This is a genomic window from bacterium (assembly GCA_030652805.1).
Lineage (GTDB): Bacteria > JAHJDO01 > JAHJDO01 > JAHJDO01 > JAHJDO01 > JAHJDO01.
Genome location: JAUSPT010000028.1, coordinates 1 through 16,921, shown reverse-complemented (window position 1 = coordinate 16,921; position 16,921 = coordinate 1). Strand labels below are relative to the sequence as shown.

General features: G+C 37.2%; 17 protein-coding genes and 1 pseudogene. 6 read left to right on the top strand and 12 right to left on the bottom strand.

Features of this window, described 5'->3' with window-relative positions:
• The first annotated feature begins 278 nt into the window (after positions 1-278).
• The 5 genes from dxs to Q7J67_02130 all read left to right on the top strand — a co-directional run bounded on the left by dxs (position 279) and on the right by Q7J67_02130 (position 7,472).
• Positions 279-2,153 carry a 1-deoxy-D-xylulose-5-phosphate synthase gene (gene dxs / locus Q7J67_02150; protein MDO9464088.1) on the top strand — a complete coding sequence of 625 codons (1,875 nt, stop codon included), beginning with the start codon at positions 279-281 and terminating at the stop codon, positions 2,151-2,153.
• Positions 2,154-2,163: 10 nt separating this feature from the next.
• Entirely contained in the window at positions 2,164-4,140 is a 1,977-nt protein-coding gene (gene uvrB, locus Q7J67_02145; GenBank protein ID MDO9464087.1) for an excinuclease ABC subunit UvrB, read from the top strand.
• 77 nt (positions 4,141-4,217) lie between these two features.
• Positions 4,218-5,378 carry a GuaB3 family IMP dehydrogenase-related protein gene (locus tag Q7J67_02140; protein ID MDO9464086.1) on the top strand — a complete coding sequence of 387 codons (1,161 nt, stop codon included), beginning with the start codon at positions 4,218-4,220 and terminating at the stop codon, positions 5,376-5,378.
• Between the two features lie 19 nt (positions 5,379-5,397).
• Positions 5,398-6,336, top strand: a complete 939-nt coding sequence (locus Q7J67_02135; protein ID MDO9464085.1) for a glycoside hydrolase family 130 protein — start codon at positions 5,398-5,400, stop codon at positions 6,334-6,336.
• Positions 6,333-7,472: a glycosyltransferase gene (locus Q7J67_02130; GenBank protein ID MDO9464084.1), complete on the top strand. Its 1,140-nt coding sequence runs from the start codon at positions 6,333-6,335 to the stop codon at positions 7,470-7,472. Before Q7J67_02135 ends, Q7J67_02130 begins: the two co-directional genes overlap by 4 nt.
• On the opposite strand, the gene miaB is transcribed toward Q7J67_02130, so the two are convergent.
• The 6 genes from miaB to Q7J67_02100 form a co-directional block, all read right to left on the bottom strand.
• The gene (miaB, locus tag Q7J67_02125) at positions 7,469-8,572 is read right to left on the bottom strand and encodes a tRNA (N6-isopentenyl adenosine(37)-C2)-methylthiotransferase MiaB (protein MDO9464083.1); all 1,104 of its coding nucleotides are present in this window, start codon (positions 8,570-8,572) and stop codon (positions 7,469-7,471) included. The genes Q7J67_02130 and miaB overlap by 4 nt on opposite strands.
• 8 nt (positions 8,573-8,580) lie before the next feature.
• Positions 8,581-8,847 carry a DUF5661 family protein gene (locus Q7J67_02120; protein ID MDO9464082.1) on the bottom strand — a complete coding sequence of 89 codons (267 nt, stop codon included), beginning with the start codon at positions 8,845-8,847 and terminating at the stop codon, positions 8,581-8,583.
• A 20-nt stretch (positions 8,848-8,867) separates the two neighbouring features.
• Positions 8,868-9,554: a DnaJ domain-containing protein gene (locus tag Q7J67_02115; GenBank protein ID MDO9464081.1), complete on the bottom strand. Its 687-nt coding sequence runs from the start codon at positions 9,552-9,554 to the stop codon at positions 8,868-8,870.
• A 15-nt stretch (positions 9,555-9,569) separates the two neighbouring features.
• Positions 9,570-10,634: a magnesium/cobalt transporter CorA gene (corA, locus tag Q7J67_02110; GenBank protein ID MDO9464080.1), complete on the bottom strand. Its 1,065-nt coding sequence runs from the start codon at positions 10,632-10,634 to the stop codon at positions 9,570-9,572.
• A 71-nt stretch (positions 10,635-10,705) separates the two neighbouring features.
• Positions 10,706-11,455: a 23S rRNA (guanosine(2251)-2'-O)-methyltransferase RlmB gene (gene rlmB / locus Q7J67_02105; protein ID MDO9464079.1), complete on the bottom strand. Its 750-nt coding sequence runs from the start codon at positions 11,453-11,455 to the stop codon at positions 10,706-10,708.
• Complete coding sequence (locus tag Q7J67_02100; GenBank protein ID MDO9464078.1) at positions 11,442-12,044, bottom strand: Maf family protein; 603 nt, start codon at positions 12,042-12,044, stop codon at positions 11,442-11,444. The genes rlmB and Q7J67_02100 overlap by 14 nt, the downstream gene beginning before the upstream one ends.
• A gap of 46 nt (positions 12,045-12,090) precedes the next feature.
• Between Q7J67_02100 and dusB the strand changes: the two genes are divergently transcribed.
• Positions 12,091-13,032, top strand: a complete 942-nt coding sequence (gene dusB, locus Q7J67_02095; protein ID MDO9464077.1) for a tRNA dihydrouridine synthase DusB — start codon at positions 12,091-12,093, stop codon at positions 13,030-13,032.
• Between the two features lie 125 nt (positions 13,033-13,157).
• On the opposite strand, the gene Q7J67_02090 is transcribed toward dusB, so the two are convergent.
• The 6 genes and pseudogenes from Q7J67_02090 to Q7J67_02065 all read right to left on the bottom strand — a co-directional run.
• Complete coding sequence (locus tag Q7J67_02090) at positions 13,158-13,412, bottom strand: antitoxin (protein MDO9464076.1); 255 nt, start codon at positions 13,410-13,412, stop codon at positions 13,158-13,160.
• A pseudogene (locus Q7J67_02085) lies at positions 13,399-13,518 on the bottom strand (toxin). The gene Q7J67_02090 and the pseudogene Q7J67_02085 overlap by 14 nt, the downstream one beginning before the upstream one ends.
• Positions 13,519-13,795: 277 nt before the next feature.
• On the bottom strand, positions 13,796-14,767 hold the full coding sequence (locus Q7J67_02080) for a putative DNA binding domain-containing protein (protein MDO9464075.1): 972 nt from the start codon (positions 14,765-14,767) through the stop codon (positions 13,796-13,798).
• 18 nt (positions 14,768-14,785) lie between these two features.
• Positions 14,786-15,196, bottom strand: coding sequence for a hypothetical protein (locus Q7J67_02075; protein MDO9464074.1), 411 nt, complete (start codon positions 15,194-15,196; stop codon positions 14,786-14,788).
• 159 nt (positions 15,197-15,355) lie between these two features.
• Positions 15,356-16,681 carry a hypothetical protein gene (locus Q7J67_02070; protein MDO9464073.1) on the bottom strand — a complete coding sequence of 442 codons (1,326 nt, stop codon included), beginning with the start codon at positions 16,679-16,681 and terminating at the stop codon, positions 15,356-15,358.
• Positions 16,682-16,749: 68 nt separating this feature from the next.
• Positions 16,750-16,921 (bottom strand): IS4 family transposase (locus Q7J67_02065; GenBank protein MDO9464072.1); only part of this gene is annotated, 172 nt, incomplete at its 5' end.

Below are 16,921 nucleotides of genomic sequence, written 5' to 3'. Positions count from 1 at the left end.
AGTAAAAACTAGCTGTCTTTCTCATTTGGCAACTCCTCCGATATGGTAGATTCTTGCTCCAAACATTGCTCGCTAGCTCGCAATGTTTGGATGTCTTCTATCATACCACGAGTGTTACCTATGTTTCTCAGCCTCCGCATGCAAGAGATATGCGCATAGAATTGACTTATTCGCGCAAACCCCTACAATGCTTCCGATAGCTCTTGAATTTATTTGACTTAGCAATTGGTTTTGGATAAGCTATCAGAACTTTCAAGATGATGAAAAGGCCTTAAAAAATGTATTTAGAAAAGATAAAAACTCTAAAAGATTTAAAGAAGCTGGATATTAAAACACTTCCTCTGTTGGTCTCTGAAGTAAGAAAACTGATAATCGAAACCGTTTCGCAAACTGGCGGGCATCTCGCTTCAAATCTCGGTGTTGTTGAACTCACGATAGCTCTGCACTATGTCTTTAATTGCCCCGATGATAAGATAGTATGGGATGTTGGGCACCAGGCATATACACACAAAATTCTTACAGGAAGAAGGAACCAGTTTCATACACTCAGGCAATTTGGAGGAATGAGCGGCTTTACAAAAATAGAAGAGAGTGAGTATGACGTTTTTGGTACAGGACATGGAAGCACTTCAATATCAGCTGCTCTTGGTATGGCATGTGCGCAAAAATTAACAAGCAACAATAATAAGCTCATAGCTGTAATCGGAGACGGAGCGCTTACTGGGGGTATGGCATTTGAGGCTCTAAACCATGCAGGACATATTAAAAAAAATATAATTGTAATCTTGAATAGTAATGAGATGAGTATATCCCGGAATGTTGGAGCATGGTCTCAGTATCTGAATAGAATTACAACTAATCCAATATACAACAGAGTCAGAGATGATCTGGAGCTGGTACTAAAGAGAGTTCCGAAATTTGGTAACCTATTAGTTGATAGCGCAAAAAAATTAGAAAAAAGTCTTAAGCTGCTCCTTACTCCCGGAATATTATTTGATGAATTAGGCTTCCGTTATATTGGTCCGATTGATGGACACAATATCCCATTGCTTATAGAAACACTCGATAATATCAAAATTTTTAAAGGTCCTGTATTAGTACATATATTAACAAAGAAAGGGAAAGGATATAAGTTTGCAGAAGAGAATCCCACAAGATTTCATAGCGCAAAACCGTTTGATATTGAAACAGGTATATGGAAAAGCAAAGACACAGATAGGAAACGCAAAACATATACAGAACTCTTTGGTTCTGCTCTGATCAAATTGGCGCAAAAAGATAAAAGAATAGTAGCAATAACTGCAGCTATGCCGGATGGAACAGGACTTAGAGAGTTTGCTCAAAAATTTCCAGACAGATTCTTTGATGTTGGCATGGCAGAGCAGCATGCTGTTACATTTGCAGCAGGCTTAGCTTTAAAGGGGTTAAAACCTGTTGTCGCTATCTACTCAACTTTTCTACAGCGTGCATATGATCAGGTATTGCATGATATATGTTTGCAAAAAATACCTGTAATTTTTGCAATTGACAGAGCAGGTATAGTAGTAGGAGATGGGCCAACACATCAGGGCGTTTTTGATCTTTCATATCTTTCAATGATCCCAAACATGACGATTATGGCTCCAAAGAACGGGGACGAATTTGTAAGCATGCTTTCTAAAGCAGTAGAATATGGTCAGCCAGTTTCTATAAGATATCCAAAAGATTATGCTGCGAAATCCAGTTCCAAGGAACCAAGTTCCAACTCAATTCAAAAGATTGAAATTGGAAAGGGAGAGATACTCAGGGATGGCAATGATATTGCGCTGTTAGCAATAGGAACAATGGTTTATCCAGCTTTAGAGGCAGCAGAAATATTAGAGAAGAAGAACATAAATGTTTCAGTAGCGAATATGAGATTTGTTAAGCCGTTGGATACGGAACTAATTGAGAAAATAGCGTCTCAGATAAAGAAGATCGTAACAGTTGAAGAAAATGTTATTGCCGGCGGATTTGGGATGAGTGTTGCAGCATATGTAGAGACGCAAGATGTTGCGTCTCTACATATTGGATTGCCGGACAAATTTATTGAGCAGGGTCCGCGACATCTCCTGTTAAAAAAGTATAAACTAGATGGTTCTGGTATTGCAGACACTATCCTGAACTGGATTTAGACGATGAAATATGGACCATTTTAAACTGGTTTCTGATTTTTCTCCAAAGGGAGACCAACCAAAGGCAATCAGACAACTCGTAGAGGGAATTAAAACTAATAGAAAACATCAGACTCTTCTTGGTGTTACCGGATCAGGCAAGACCTTTGTTCTGGCAAATGTTATTCGCAGTATAAATAAACCTACGCTTGTTATTTCTCATAATAAAACTCTGGCGGCACAGCTATACATGGAATTCAAAATGTTTTTCCCCAACAATGCCGTTGAGTATTTTGTCAGTTATTATGATTACTACCAACCTGAAGCGTACATTCCGCAGACAGATACATATATAGAAAAGGACTCTTCAATAAATGATGAGTTGGACAGGCTCAGGCTTGCAGCTACAAGCTCACTGCTTTCACGCAGGGATGTGATTATAGTTGCCAGTGTATCCTGCATATATGGACTTGGCTCTCCTGATGAATGGAAGGGATTGCTGGTGATGTTTCAGAAGAATGATGAGTTTAAACGGGAACATATCCTGAGAAAACTTATTGATATTCAGTATGAACGTAATGATATTGACTTTCATCGCGGCACATTCAGAGTAAAAGGCGATACCATAGAAATCTTTCCTTCATATGAAGAAATTCCTGTGAGAATAGAACTCTTTGAAGACAGAATAGACAGAATCTCACAAATTGATTATATAACAGGTAAGGTATTAACAAATCTTGACAGAATTGCAATATATCCTGCAAAGCATTTTGTTACGACATCTGATCGGATTAAAGCTGCAACAGAATTCATAAAAGAGGAATTGGAGCAAAGGTTAGCAGATTTAAAAAATCAAGGGAAACTTGTTGAGACACAGCGTTTGGAGACAAAAACAAAATACGATCTGGAGATGCTTAATGAAATCGGGTATTGTGCTGGAATTGAGAATTATTCAAGATACTTAAGCGGAAGAAAATCGGGAGAAAAGCCTTACACTCTCATTGATTACTTTAATAAGGATTTTTTGACGATTATTGACGAGTCTCATGTTTCTCTTCCGCAAATACGCGGTATGTATAAAGGCGATAGGTCTAGAAAACAAACCCTTGTCGATTTTGGTTTTAGATTACCGTCTGCTCTGGACAACAGACCTTTAAACTTTGTAGAATTTGAAGAAATAATGAATCAGGTAATATTTGTCTCTGCAACGCCTTCTGAATACGAGCTTGAATTATGCCGAAAGTCCCGAAAGGATTCGGGAGGAGAGGCAATCGAGCTTATTATTCGTCCCACAGGTCTCGTTGACCCAAAAATAGAAGTCAGACCTACTGAGAATCAAATAGAAGATCTTATGAAAGAAATTCAGAAAAGAGTTGCCAAAAAGGAGAGGGTGCTTGTTACAACTTTAACTAAACGCATGGCAGAGGACCTGGCTGAATATCTAAATCAACATGAAATACGTGTCAGATATTTACATTCTGAGATTGATACAATAAAGAGAGTTGATATATTACGTGATCTTAGACTCGCAAAATTCGATGTTCTGGTAGGAATAAACCTGCTTAGAGAGGGACTTGATCTTCCTGAAGTTTCATTGGTAGTAATATTAGACGCAGATAAGGAGGGATTTTTGCGTTCAGAAACATCTCTTGTTCAAACAATCGGAAGAACTGCACGTAATGTGGCAGGCACGGTCATTATGTATGCAGATGAGATGACCCTATCTATGGAAAAAGCAATAGGGGAGACTGAACGCAGGAGAAGAATTCAAACAAAATTCAATAAAGAGCATGGTATTACTCCTAAGACCATCCAAAAAGAAATAAGCCGGACGATGCTCATTGGTAAAGATAAAAAACTTTCTTATATTCAAAAGAAGGGAATATTGGATATAAAAATATTGGAGAAAGAAATGGTTAGAGCAGCTGAAAACCTTGAGTTTGAAAAAGCAGCAGAAATAAGAGACGAAATCTTCAGGTTAAAAGCTCAAGGAAATAGAAAAAAATAATGTGCGATTGACTTTTGAGCAATGTTAAAATAGAATAGCCAACAAAGTAGAATCAGAGCATAAAGGAGATATTAAAAATGGGTATGTGGATTGGAAGAGGAAGAAAAGCGCGGAGATCCTATGGATTTGATGAAATAGCGCTTGTGCCGGGAAATTTAACTGTGAATCCAAACGATGTGGATATTAATTGTGAAATAGGAAATATAAAGCTGAGTATCCCCATCATGGCAGCTGCAATGGATGGTGTGGTTGACCCAAAGCTTGCAATTGAGATGTCAAGACTCGGCGGACTTGCTGTCATGAATCTGGAAGGCATTCAGACAAGATATGACAATTCTGAGTCAATTTTAAGACAAATCGCAAAAGCAACACCTGAAAAAGCAACGAAACTCGTTCAAGGTATTTATGACAAACCTATAAAAGAAGATTTAGTCGTTAAAAGAATAAAGGAGATTAAAAAAGCAAAAGCATTGTGTGCAGTATCATCTATTCCCCAGAAAGCTGAACGCTTTGGAAAGCTGGCAGAGGAAGCAGGAGCAGATATGTTTGTTGTACAATCAACAGTTACATCAATAAAGCATATATCCAGTGAATATAAAACAGCTGATTTTTCTAAACTTTGCAGGAATATGAAAATCCCCGTAATAATAGGTAATTGTGTTACCTATTCCATGACTCTTGAGCTTATGGCTACGGGAGCGGCTGGAATACTTGTTGGGATCGGACCAGGCGCGGCATGTACCACACGAGGAGTGCTGGGAATAGGTGTTCCACAAGTTACTGCTACATGCGACTGTGCAGCTGCAAGGGATTTTTATTACAAGCAGACAGGAAAATACATTCCTATTATCACTGATGGGGGTATGTCTCTAGGGGGAGATATTGCTAAGGCATTTGCGTGCGGCGCAGACGCAGTAATGATTGGCTCTGCTCTGGCACGTGCAAAGGAAGCTCCTGGCAGGGGCTTCCACTGGGGTATGGCAACTTCTCATGCTAATTTACCCAGAGGCACAAGAATAAAAGTGGGTACAACAGGTTCTCTGAAACAAATACTTGTTGGTCCTGCAGATTTGGATGACGGCTCGCAAAATCTTGCAGGTGCCCTAAGAACTTCAATGGGTAATCTTGGAGCTAAAAATATAAAAGAAATGCAGTTAACAGATATCATTATCGCACCTGCTATAATGACAGAAGGGAAAGTGTTTCAGGTTGCCCAAAAAATAGGTATGGGGAAATAAAAAATAAAGGAAAGATTTTATGGAAAGAGAATTTCCTGAGATCTGTAAAAGAGAGAAAAAAAATCCACTTATTACTATTGAAGATATTCCTTTTCCATGTAATACCGTATTTAATGCCGGAGTCGCTGCCTTTGATGGGCAGACAATTCTTCTCCTAAGGGTAGAAGGATTAGACGGGACATCTACACTGGTTCTTGCGCGAAGTTATGATGGTATATCTTTCAAAGCAGACAATAAAGCATTTATGTCCCATTCTTCTGAAGAGCCATATCATATTTACGAGGAGGGGGGAGTAGAGGATCCGAGAATAACGTTTATTAATGAATACTATTATATTGCTTATACTGCCTACTCTGAATTTGGTCCCCGAATTGCTCTTGCCAGAACAAAAGATTTTAGGAAAGTAGAGAGAGTTGCTCTTATATCTCAACCGGTAAACAAAGACGCTGCGCTCTTTCCTAGAAAAATTGAAGGTAAATATTGGAGAGCTGATAGACCTGTGGTAGGTAGCAGCGGCCATATCTGGCTCTCTACATCCAGGGATCTGGTCCATTGGGGAGGAAATTCCATGGTTCTCTTAAAGGCACGACCTAGAATGTGGGACTCTGAGCGTATAGGGATAGGGCCTATTCCTATTGAGACAGAAAAAGGATGGCTGCTAATTTATCATGGCGTAAAAAATACGTCCGGAGGGAAAATATACAGGCTAGGCGTTGCATTGATTGATATTGAGAGACCTTATAAAGTAATTGGCAGAGGAATAATTCCTATTCTATCACCAAGAGAACCATACGAGCGGGTTGGAGACGTCTCAAACATTATTTTCTCCTGCGGAGCTATACTGGACAAGGAAGACGGAATTGTAAGGATATATTATGGTGCCGCAGATACATGTCTTTGTCTTGCAAGAGCAAAACTTGATGATTTATTGAATATATGTATGGAAAATAGTAAATGAGAATATGTTTTGTTTCTACATATCCTCCTATTGAATGTGGAATTGGAACTTATACCCAGTATCTTACAGATGAGCTTAAACTGCTCAACAATGAAATCTACATTGTAAGTCAGATTAGCGCGCAGGGAAAGAACGTATTTCCCGTCTATTCTGTAGAGAGTAATGAAATAGCTTCCAATATTTTCAATACCAGTACAAAGATAACACCAGATCTGGTTCATATTCAGCACGAATATGGCTTGTACGGACTTTTAAAGGGCGTTCAGATAGTGGATCTTATAGCCCGTTACAGGATGATTGGTACACCGGTTGTAGTCACTCTGCATACAGTAGGTGAAAAGCTGGGAAGACAGGAACATATTATCTTAGAAAATATTGTGAGAGAAAGCGCTGCAGTAATTGTTCACGAAGATTTTCAAAAGGATACATTAGTAGGTTGCTTTGGACATGAAGAAAAAATCCACATTATACCCCACGGAGTCAGGAAGGTAAATGCAATTAAGGACGCAAAAAATAAACTTCAGATAGAGAACAAAAAAGCGATACTTCTATGCGGATATTTTAGACCTACAAAATGTTTTCATAAGATTGTGGATATATTTCCTGAAGTGTGTAAAAGATTGGATGATGTTGTTCTGGTCGTTGCAGGGAAAATGAGGGGATACGAGTATATGGATTATCAGAAAAAATTCTTTAATGCTATTAATAATTCACCTGTAAGCGACAAAATCATTGTTCTAAGAGGTCAGTTTCCACAATATACATTTGATACAATACTTTCTGCAAGTGATATAGCAGTGCTCCCTTACGAAAAGGGCTCTCAAAGCGGAATACTTGCTCAGTGCACAGCGTTTAATAAACCTGTTGTTACTTCAAACTTAAAAGGCTTGAAAAATTGGCTTGAGGCGAGTGGCTGTGGATTGGTTGCAAATGATGACAGTGAATATACAAACTGTATTTGCAGGCTTCTTACAGATACAAAACTTTATAATCAATGCAAAACGAATATGCTCCGATATGTAAAAGAGAAAGTTAACTGGGGCAAGACTGCCAAAGCACATCACGAAATCTATCGTGAGATAATAAAGGTTCCTTATGACACTTCTGAATACATTTACTGGCAGGAACCGTCTTAAATAGACCTTTGCAAATTTATTGTTTTATTTAATCTGTCTTTTTTTATCTGTTCAGTGACGTTATCCTTAAGCTTGAATGCGGCTGTTCCCTGACGCGGGGAATATTTAAACATATAGACCTGAGAAAATTTTATTTCTTTTATTATCTGATAGGTTTGATTAAAATCTGTTTCATCTTCTCCCGGAAATCCCACAATAATATCCGTTCCAAGCTTAATATCATGTATCCTCTCTTTCAGTTTATTAACTATGTCCACATAATGAGACAGAGTATATCCCCGATTCATTAAATGGAGAATCTTATCCGAACCTGACTGCAGAGGAAAGTGAAAGGATCTGCTCACTTTTTCCAGATTTGCTATAGTATCAATCAGTTTCAGGGAAATGTCTTTGGGATGAGACGTTATAAAGTATATTGATTTAATATCTTCTATTTCGTGAATCAGTTTAAGCAGGTCTGAGAAATCAACATTCTCATTCAGCCCTTTGCCGTACGAATTAACATTTTGTCCGAGAAGATTTATTTCCTTATAACCCTGATGAGCAAGTTCTTTGACCTCCCGCATAATATCATCTGCAGGTCTGGAAATTTCTCTGCCTCTTACATAAGGCACAATGCAGTATGAGCAAAAATTATCACAGCCCTTCATTATAGAGACCCATGCAGAATTCTTCTCTCCTCTGGAAGACAGAGTGGGGGAGACGAAAACCTGTTTTCCCATCTCCGTAAGGTCTATCTTTGTTTTTTGTTCAGCTACGGTTTTTATCATTTCAGGTATTTTTTGAAAATTATGCGTACCGCACACAAAGTTTACATTTGAAGAGCGTTTAAAAATCCCTTTCTTGTCCTTCTGAGCCATACAGCCCATGACTCCGACAATAAGGTCGGGCTTACTTTTTTTGAGTTTCGTCAATTCTCCCAGCATGCTGTATACCTTGTCTTCAGCATGTTTTCTCACGGAACAGGTGTTTACTAAGATAACATCGGCTTTTTCCCTGCTTTCTACCGCTTTATAACCCTGACTCAACAGCAGTCCCAAAACCACCTCAGAATCATGCTTATTCATCTGACATCCAAAGGTTTTAATATAGACTTTCATAGTGGGTATTATAAAAGAGAATCCTCTGCTTCTTTTTCCATCTTTTCTAATCTCGTATAATAATCGGAAAATTCTTCTAAGTGCGCAAGCGCAATCTTCCCTGTCGTTAAGGGGTCATCATTGGTAACATTTGTTGCCGGACTAACTAAACCATGCTCCAACTCCACATCCATCCCCATTCGAAACTGCTCTACATCAAACTTATCCCAGGTTATTCCTAACTGCTCCCCGATCTTTTTTGCTTCATCAGAACTAAAACTTTTTTCACTGCTCATAGAAACCTCCTTGTTCTTGTTTATGAATAACGTATAGAAACTATTAGATCTCCCTTATGGTCACACGTAGGACACATTGTCCCGATGCCTTTCAACCTTAATTTCTGACCATTTTTTGTGCCGGGATTTATTTTCAGTGTAATTGTTCTTGCATCGCTTAATTTAACTTTAACTTCACCTCCCCTCACAGCAAGATTTTGGGGAATCTTTATATTTGCATATGTATCTGTATCATGTTTTTGTTGACCCCCTGTATTCGCGAATTGATAAGTCGTATAGGCGCCTCCGCCTTGATCGCCTTGCCCTGAACTCACCCCTTCAAAAATATCAGATAAATCATCAAAAGAGAAATATCTGTTAAATCCTTTTTGCTGTTGGGTCTCACGTGATCCGGAAGCATGAAAATGCTTCATTAAATCTTCGAAATCAAACCCTGTTTGTGAGGCAAAGTCTCCGGAGCCATGTCCGCTTCTAAATACATAATCGCCTTTTTTATAATCATCGTATTCCCTGCGTCTTTTTGCGTCGCCCAAAGCGTAATATGCGGCTGCAACCTCTTTGAATTTCTCCTCGCATTCTTTTTTCTTTTCCTCCGGACATCTATCGGGATGATACTTAACAGCCAGTTTGCGGTATGCTGCTTTAATCTCTGCAGGAGAGGCGTTCTTATTTACGCCTAAAATATTATAATAATCCCGAGCTTCCATGCTTATTCCTGATTATTACATCCACTTTTTTCTTCTAAAATAAAACAACATTCCAAAGCCAACAACAGCCATAAAGCCCAACAATGTAAAATATCCCCATTTCATTTTCAATTCCGGCATGAATTCAAAATTCATCCCATAAACACCTGCTATAAATGTTAAAGGGATAAAGATCGCTGCAAATATCGTCAAAACTTTCATTATTTCATTCATCCGGTTGCTTACACTGGATAAATAAATATCAAATATACCAGAAACCATATCCCTGAATGTTTCAATGGTATCTATAGCTTGAATGGTATGGTCATAGACATCACGCAAAAATATATGCGTACCCTTTTTTATAAGTTTAGACTCATTCCGTTCAAGACCACTGGTAACTTCACGTAAAGGCCATACGGATTTTCTTAAGAATATCGTATCTCGTTTTAAATTATGAATAGCCTTCAGAGTTTGCGGTGTGGGATTGGTAAGTAACTCTTCTTCCATATCTTCAATTTTTTCGCCAAGTCTTTCTAAAATAGAAAAATAATTATCAACAACGGCGTCCAAAAGACTGTAGGCAAGATAATCCGCACCCATTTTTCTGATCCTTCCCTTATCATTACGTATACGTTGGCGAACAGGATTAAATACATCGCCTTTTCTCTCTTGAAAAGATATTACAAAATTAGAACCAAAAATTAAGCTCACCTGCTCTGAAATTATTTCTTTTTTCGCATCATCAAACATAAGCATTTTTAAAACTACAAAGATATATTTATCAAAATCTTCATATTTAGGACGTTGACTGGTATTAACAATATCCTCAAGAATTAAAGGGTGCATTTCAAAATTATTGCCAATTTTCTCAATAACATCCAGTTCATGCAATCCGTTAATATTAATCCAGGTAACTGTTGGGGTATCTTTAAATGAAAAAGTTTCTTCAATATTGGTAATTTCTTTTTCGTGAAAATTCTTATCATCATAATCCAGCACCGATATCTCTATTTTATCTATCTTCCTTTCTCCTACATGAACAAGCTCGCCGGGTACGAGCCCCGCAGTTTTTGAAACTCTTTTAATAAACTTAAACATCTTACCTCCTACATCAACAACAGAATATATCTGTCTCTAATTTCAGTTCATATTATATCAAATTATAATAGTTAATGCATCACCCCGCCGCTTTGCTTTGATATCTCATGGCAAAGAATAGCACAGGCTATATTGACATTGAATGAAAGTTTAGCGCCGTTCATAGGAATCCGAACCTTTATATCAAGATATTTTTGTACTCCATGGCGAATACCTTTCCCTTCAGATCCTAACACAATGCCCAGAGGAAAAGGGAAGTCAACTTTATTTATATCCTTAGAATCATCAGCTATAACAGTTCCCAGTATCCAGTATCCGTGAGCCTTTGCCTCAATTATGGCATCGGAAAGGTTCGTTACCATTGATATTGGCACATAATTCTCTCCTCCTGAAGCCACGTGTTGGACTGTTTCATTCACTTCGCAAGCTTCAAACTTCGGAATAATAATGGCAAGTCTGCCAAAACAGGCGGCGGTGCGGATAATAACGCCTAAATTGTGAGGATCGTTTATCCTATCGAGAAATATAAATGTTAACTGCCTGTCTTTAGAGGAATTCATCAAATCATCAAAAGGGACATATTTGAATTCATCTACACTGGCAACTATGCCTTGAAGATCTTTAGTATGTTTGATTCTCTCCAGCCTCTGATGAGACAGGCGTTCAGAGGGAATAGAATTCTCTTCTATTAATTTTTCTATATGAGACACATTGAAATTATCCTGCAGAAAGATTTTTTTTATGGTTTGAGGATTTGTCTTTAATCGCTCAAAAACTGAGTTTCTTCCGTATAACATTGTGGAATTTTTATTTTTTGCCAATGACTTCTCCTAAAAGATCTACGCCTAATTTTTTAAAAAGTTCATCAAGCTTCATCATAGACAAACCCAGTACATTATAAAACGAGCCTTCTATATTATCAAATATAAATGCCCCAGGACCTTCTATTGAAAAACCGCCCGCCTTGTCGTTGTGCCCGGCTACAGTTGCAAATTCATCTATTTTCTTTGGCGAGAGCTTTTTGACATGAACCTTTGATACATCAATTGCGCTTTCTGATCTGCCTCTTTTAGCGTCTATTACGCAAAGACCTGTATAGACAAAGATTGTTTTTCCTGAGAATGTCTTTAGAAGAGCTATTGCCTCTTTTCTTGTGTTTGGTTTTCCTATAAGGCTCTTTTTTAACAAAACAAGAGTATCAGCTCCGATAATATAACCTTCCTTATATCCGACTGCTATTTTTTCGGCCTTGCCCCGGGCATTATGCAGAACGTTGAACTTCGCACCCTTTTCATGGTCCATCTCCTCATGAACGTTGCTTACAACAACTTCGTGAGGTATCCCGCATTCTTTAAGTATCTTTGAGCGTCTCTTTGATTTTGACGCTAATATTATCTTGTATTTCAGCATTCGTCTATTATATCAAAGGATTGGAGCTTATGGTATAATAATTACTATGAATCCCAAAATATATCTGGCTCCTATGTCGGGGGTAACAGACCTCGCCTTCCGCCTTATAAGCCGCAGATTAGGTGCCTCACACTGCTTCTTTGAAATGCTTGATTCAAAAGCTATACTTTATGGTAGTCAGAAGAATAGGGGACTCATAAAAACAATTAAGAAAGATTCCCCAATTTCCGCGCAGCTGCTTGGCGCAGACCCTTCCGCAATGCTTGATGCTGCCGAAAAGCTTATAGAGCTTGTTGATATATCTTTTTTGGATATAAACAGCGCCTGTCCCGTAAAAAAAGTAACAAAAAAGGGCGCTGGCGCAGCCTTGTTAAAAGATAAAGCGTTACTTGGCAAAATCATTAAAAAATTAGTTTCCAAACTGCGAATTCCCGTCACAGTTAAGTTAAGAACTGGTTTTGATAAAAGGGATATCAGTGAATGTGTTAGAATTGCTGAAGAATGCGAGGCAAACGGCGCTTCTATCGTCTTTATACATGGCAGGACGGTGTCACAGAGATACTCAGGTGATATTGACTATGAATCAATAAAGGCTGCTAAAGAATCTTTAAAGATTCCTGTATTTGGAAGCGGAAATATATTTAACCCCTTCATGGCTAAGAAGATGCTTGACGAAACAGGATGCAACGGAATCCTGGTTGCGCGTGGTGCGCTCGGCAATCCATGGATATTCAAAAATATTGAAAATTATTTAAAAAACGGCGAGACTCCTAAAAATCCAAGTCTGCCTGCAAAGAAAAAGGTTCTCAAAGCCCACCTTGCTTACATAGAAAAATACAAGGATATAGGCCCCGCTAATAAGATAGGTCTCATGGGCAAGATAACAATGTGGTATTTTAAAGGCCATCATAACAGCAAAGGAATCCGCACTCGCATAAGCAAAGTAACATCATATGAAGAATTGATTGGCCTGATAGAGAGTGTTTGAACTCACCCTGACCCTCTCTTGACAAAGAGGGAAAAGAAATTACCCCCTCCACCTCAACCGCCTGCTTTAGCTGGCGGTTATCTGTAGGGGCAGCCCTTGCGGCTGCCCGTTTGAATATCCCTAATTTAATGTCTTGTAACATATTTATGAATTACGCTTGAAACTAATGTTTGATATGGAATACCTTCACCTACAGCAATTCTTTGAACTTCTTCTAAATCACGTGATGATATTCTGATATTCAGACGCTTATCTTTTTTTAACATAGCTTTAGCATATCCCATGTGTTTCTTTTTTATGGAATCAAGTTTTTTTACTGATTTCCATTCTCCACTTTCGTATGATTTTAATATCTCTCTTTCCTCTTTATCCAATTTCATCTTTATCAACTCCTTTCAAATACTTTTGCGTTGCTTTTCTACTTGGGATAATAGTTCTAAAGAACATCTCCTCTTTGTTTTGAACATATGGGACAATATAAGCATACTGTCAATACATTTAATTCCTGAGTTTTCTCCGACAGCTGCTTGTTCCACCAGACAGCTGAAGCAGTCTGGTGTACTCTCCGCTGTGTGTTGTCTCCTCCACCGCAACCGCCTGCTTTAGCTGGCGGTTATTGTAGGGGCAGCCCTTGCGTCTGCCCGTTTGAATATCCCTGTTTCTGTCATTGCGAAGGAATCTCGTCTTTTGTGATTTTTATGTAGGGGACAGGCATGCCTGTCCCTATTAAAACTCTCGATTCCACTGTATGGACTAACTTATGTTATTTATTTCCCCAGTATTTTACAATATAATCATGCGCTTCTTTAGTATCTAATCTTTTCGTCATATTTTGTATTCTTATATAAAAATCATGTCGATCCTCTTTTTTTTCGTGGTAAAAACAAGGCTCACCACTCTTCTTTATTTTTACTATACAAACAATTTTACTATCCTTTTTTTCGAATCTTATTTTTATATATCTCGTAATTGCTTTATCTAACTTCTCATTTATAATATTCGTTAAGGTTTGTTGAAATATATCTTTATTTTTAGATTCCCCAAGAGTTTCGATATCTTTTTCAATTCCATACACTTCGCCATTATCCTTTACACCTATGAGAAGAACGCCTCCGCTAGAATTTAAAAATGCTGCTATAGTTTTCACGAATTTCTTCTGCAAAGAATTATTTCCCCCCACCTTTCTTATATCACCTCTCAGTGTAGCTTTGAATTCCAAAACATCGCTTTCCTGCTTTTTTAGATAATCATCCAGAGAACATCCCTCTAATTCTACAGGAAAACCTTCCCCACGGATGACTCCTGTGTGTCTATCTACAACAGTTCCCAATTTATGTATGCGAAATATTTTCATAAATTTTGCTAATTTTACGAATTTAGCCAATCTAACCAACTTAATTATACGTACTAATCTGGCTAAACGTAAAACACGCATTACGCTTAAAGCTTGGAATAATGGAGGGACCACTGCTAATATATCCATGAGATGATATTTGAAAAACTTTCGGAAGTTTCCAATTATATATCCTCTCAAAAGCAGCTCAATAACAAATATAAAATTTAAATAATACCCACAAACAATCGCAAACTTGATTGTGTTTTTACCTGCAAGTCCAAAAAGCTCTATAGACAAAAGTACAATTGATATGACAATTAAAAAGGCAATTAGTGCTTCTACCTTTGGATTTTCGATAAAAAAACTTACTTTAGTTTTTACTTGCTTATATTGTTTCATCAAACAGTTGGTGATCTTTTAATTTAATTCTATTTCAGATTCAACTTTGCTTTCTTTTGGGAGGTCTTTTTTACAATATCTACAAACAATAGCATCCTTCTTTATCTCTTCGGCACAAAATGGACATTTCTTTTCTTCTTTGACGAGTTCCCATTCATCAGAATTACTATTTTCACTTACGAGTTCCCACTCATCAGAACTGCCATTACCAACAACTCTTGCTTTAGAAATCCTTATTACATTAGTATTGCCGCAATAAGCACAACATAATTTTGCTCCCTTATTCTCTCTCCAAATGATGTAAATTATTCCAGGAATAATAAAACATATCAGTAGTATTATTGCGATTAAACAACCAGCTGCATCCCAACCTACTCTTTGAGCTTCTCCAGTATTTCCACAGTTTGGACACTCAATATATTGAGCCATAAAAATTGCCTTTCCTCATCTGGCTTTTCAAAACTAACTAATCCCTGAAAACCAGAAAATTACGTTCAATACCAGCACGAGAACAACGGGGTATATTATTGACATTGTTTTGTCTTTTTATGTCTTTCAATCTTTTTTAATGGATTTATGTTGCAATTTTTAGAAGTTTTTTAAAGTTTTCTTTTCATTTATTTGGCTTACGCCTTCTTTAAATTCTTTGCTCTCATATCCAAGTTTCAAACTAATTTTAAGATTATCACCCCTTAAAATTAAACTTATTTCCGTTGTTGGAGTGTCCCATGTAGCCCCATATACTAAATGCCCCATACTAACAGCCGTTCCCCATTGGCTTCTATCATCTTTAAGTAAATCATTCAACCAGCCTTCTCCTAAATCCGTTTTTGGGCTACCATACTTTTTAATTAAAATTTCTTTTAGCTCTTTATAATCATCAATATAAAGATTATCATTGAAATGCTCCCCAACAAAAACATATATACCAGTACAAAGTTTATCTTTTAAAAAATAATAGGCACATAGGAAATCTTTTCCATCAATTTCAACCTTATAAGCTAACCCAATATCAAATTCAGAAACAGGCTTCTTATCTTCTGTTGCCTTAACCTGCTTCCTGCTCATTCCCCAGACAGTTTTTCTAAAATCATATAAATCTTCTTTTACAGTAGCTTCTCTCTTTGTTGCATCCAGCAATTTTTCTATCTTCTCCTTTCTGATCCTCTCTTTTTTCTTGTGTTCAATCTCTGCCTGTTTCTCTGCCCATTCTTTTGCTTTACGCTGTTCTTCCAATAACTTTACTATTAACTTCTGAGCATCTTTATTAGATTTGTCTAATACAAGAATTCTCTTACACTGTGTTATGGAACCATTGTATTTTTCATCTGAATACAAAGCATTTGCTTTTGCCAATAATTCTGATATTTCTTTTTGTCTTTGTCTTTCAAGAGCCATCTTCTGTTCTTCCACCAATTTTGCCATTAATTTTTGAGCATCTTTGTTGTCTTGGTCTATCATAAGAACATTTTTGCAGTGCGCTATTGCATCCTCATATTTTTTATCTAAATATAAGGATTCTGCCTTTGATAACAAAGCTGTTATTCTTTTCTGAGGAATCTTATCAAAGAACCATCCATGGATTATACCCCATGAAATTTCAATTCCAGATGGTTGACTAAACGTCTTTTTTTTATTTCCATAGATAGGATAATATCCATCTTTCTCCATCTTCATATGTTTAATTAATTCTTTTGCATCATCTGTATATACCTTTAATGGTGCATCTCCAATATACGTGTTTTTGACATATACTTTAGCAAAGCGAGGATGTGACTTTATTGGGATTTGTTTTGTTTCACCATCTGAGAAAACAAATGGTTTTTCTATTAGGATTGGATGAACTATTGTACAGCCAGACAATAGGACTAAGACTAATCCGAACAAAAATAGATTTTTAACATTATTATTCATTTACTTTCCCTCCTTGCTTTGTTTTAACTTTTGCTCATTTTTTTTGATTCAATTTCACTACTGTCCCATTATAAGTCAAACAACAACAATTGGTTAGGAGATTCACCGTTTTGAGTTTCATCATTATCATTTGTAAGTAGCTGTAAAACAGGAACTTTCTCAAATAAGGTTATACTTAAAATCTGTAGAATAGTGTAGAGGCTGAGATTCAAGTTGAGACGTTTTTTGATAATTGCAACA

Coding starts and splice junctions, on each gene's coding strand:
- dxs (MDO9464088.1), top strand. CDS start 279: ATGTATTTAGAAAAGATAAAAACTCTAAAAGATTTAAAGAAGCTGGAT.
- uvrB (MDO9464087.1), top strand. CDS start 2,164: ATGGACCATTTTAAACTGGTTTCTGATTTTTCTCCAAAGGGAGACCAA.
- Q7J67_02140 (MDO9464086.1), top strand. CDS start 4,218: ATGGGTATGTGGATTGGAAGAGGAAGAAAAGCGCGGAGATCCTATGGA.
- Q7J67_02135 (MDO9464085.1), top strand. CDS start 5,398: ATGGAAAGAGAATTTCCTGAGATCTGTAAAAGAGAGAAAAAAAATCCA.
- Q7J67_02130 (MDO9464084.1), top strand. CDS start 6,333: ATGAGAATATGTTTTGTTTCTACATATCCTCCTATTGAATGTGGAATT.
- miaB (MDO9464083.1), bottom strand. CDS start 8,572: ATGAAAGTCTATATTAAAACCTTTGGATGTCAGATGAATAAGCATGAT.
- Q7J67_02120 (MDO9464082.1), bottom strand. CDS start 8,847: ATGAGCAGTGAAAAAAGTTTTAGTTCTGATGAAGCAAAAAAGATCGGG.
- Q7J67_02115 (MDO9464081.1), bottom strand. CDS start 9,554: ATGGAAGCTCGGGATTATTATAATATTTTAGGCGTAAATAAGAACGCC.
- corA (MDO9464080.1), bottom strand. CDS start 10,634: ATGTTTAAGTTTATTAAAAGAGTTTCAAAAACTGCGGGGCTCGTACCC.
- Q7J67_02100 (MDO9464078.1), bottom strand. CDS start 12,044: ATGCTGAAATACAAGATAATATTAGCGTCAAAATCAAAGAGACGCTCA.
- dusB (MDO9464077.1), top strand. CDS start 12,091: ATGAATCCCAAAATATATCTGGCTCCTATGTCGGGGGTAACAGACCTC.
- Q7J67_02090 (MDO9464076.1), bottom strand. CDS start 13,412: ATGAAATTGGATAAAGAGGAAAGAGAGATATTAAAATCATACGAAAGT.
- Q7J67_02080 (MDO9464075.1), bottom strand. CDS start 14,767: ATGAAACAATATAAGCAAGTAAAAACTAAAGTAAGTTTTTTTATCGAA.
- Q7J67_02075 (MDO9464074.1), bottom strand. CDS start 15,196: ATGGCTCAATATATTGAGTGTCCAAACTGTGGAAATACTGGAGAAGCT.
- Q7J67_02070 (MDO9464073.1), bottom strand. CDS start 16,681: ATGAATAATAATGTTAAAAATCTATTTTTGTTCGGATTAGTCTTAGTC.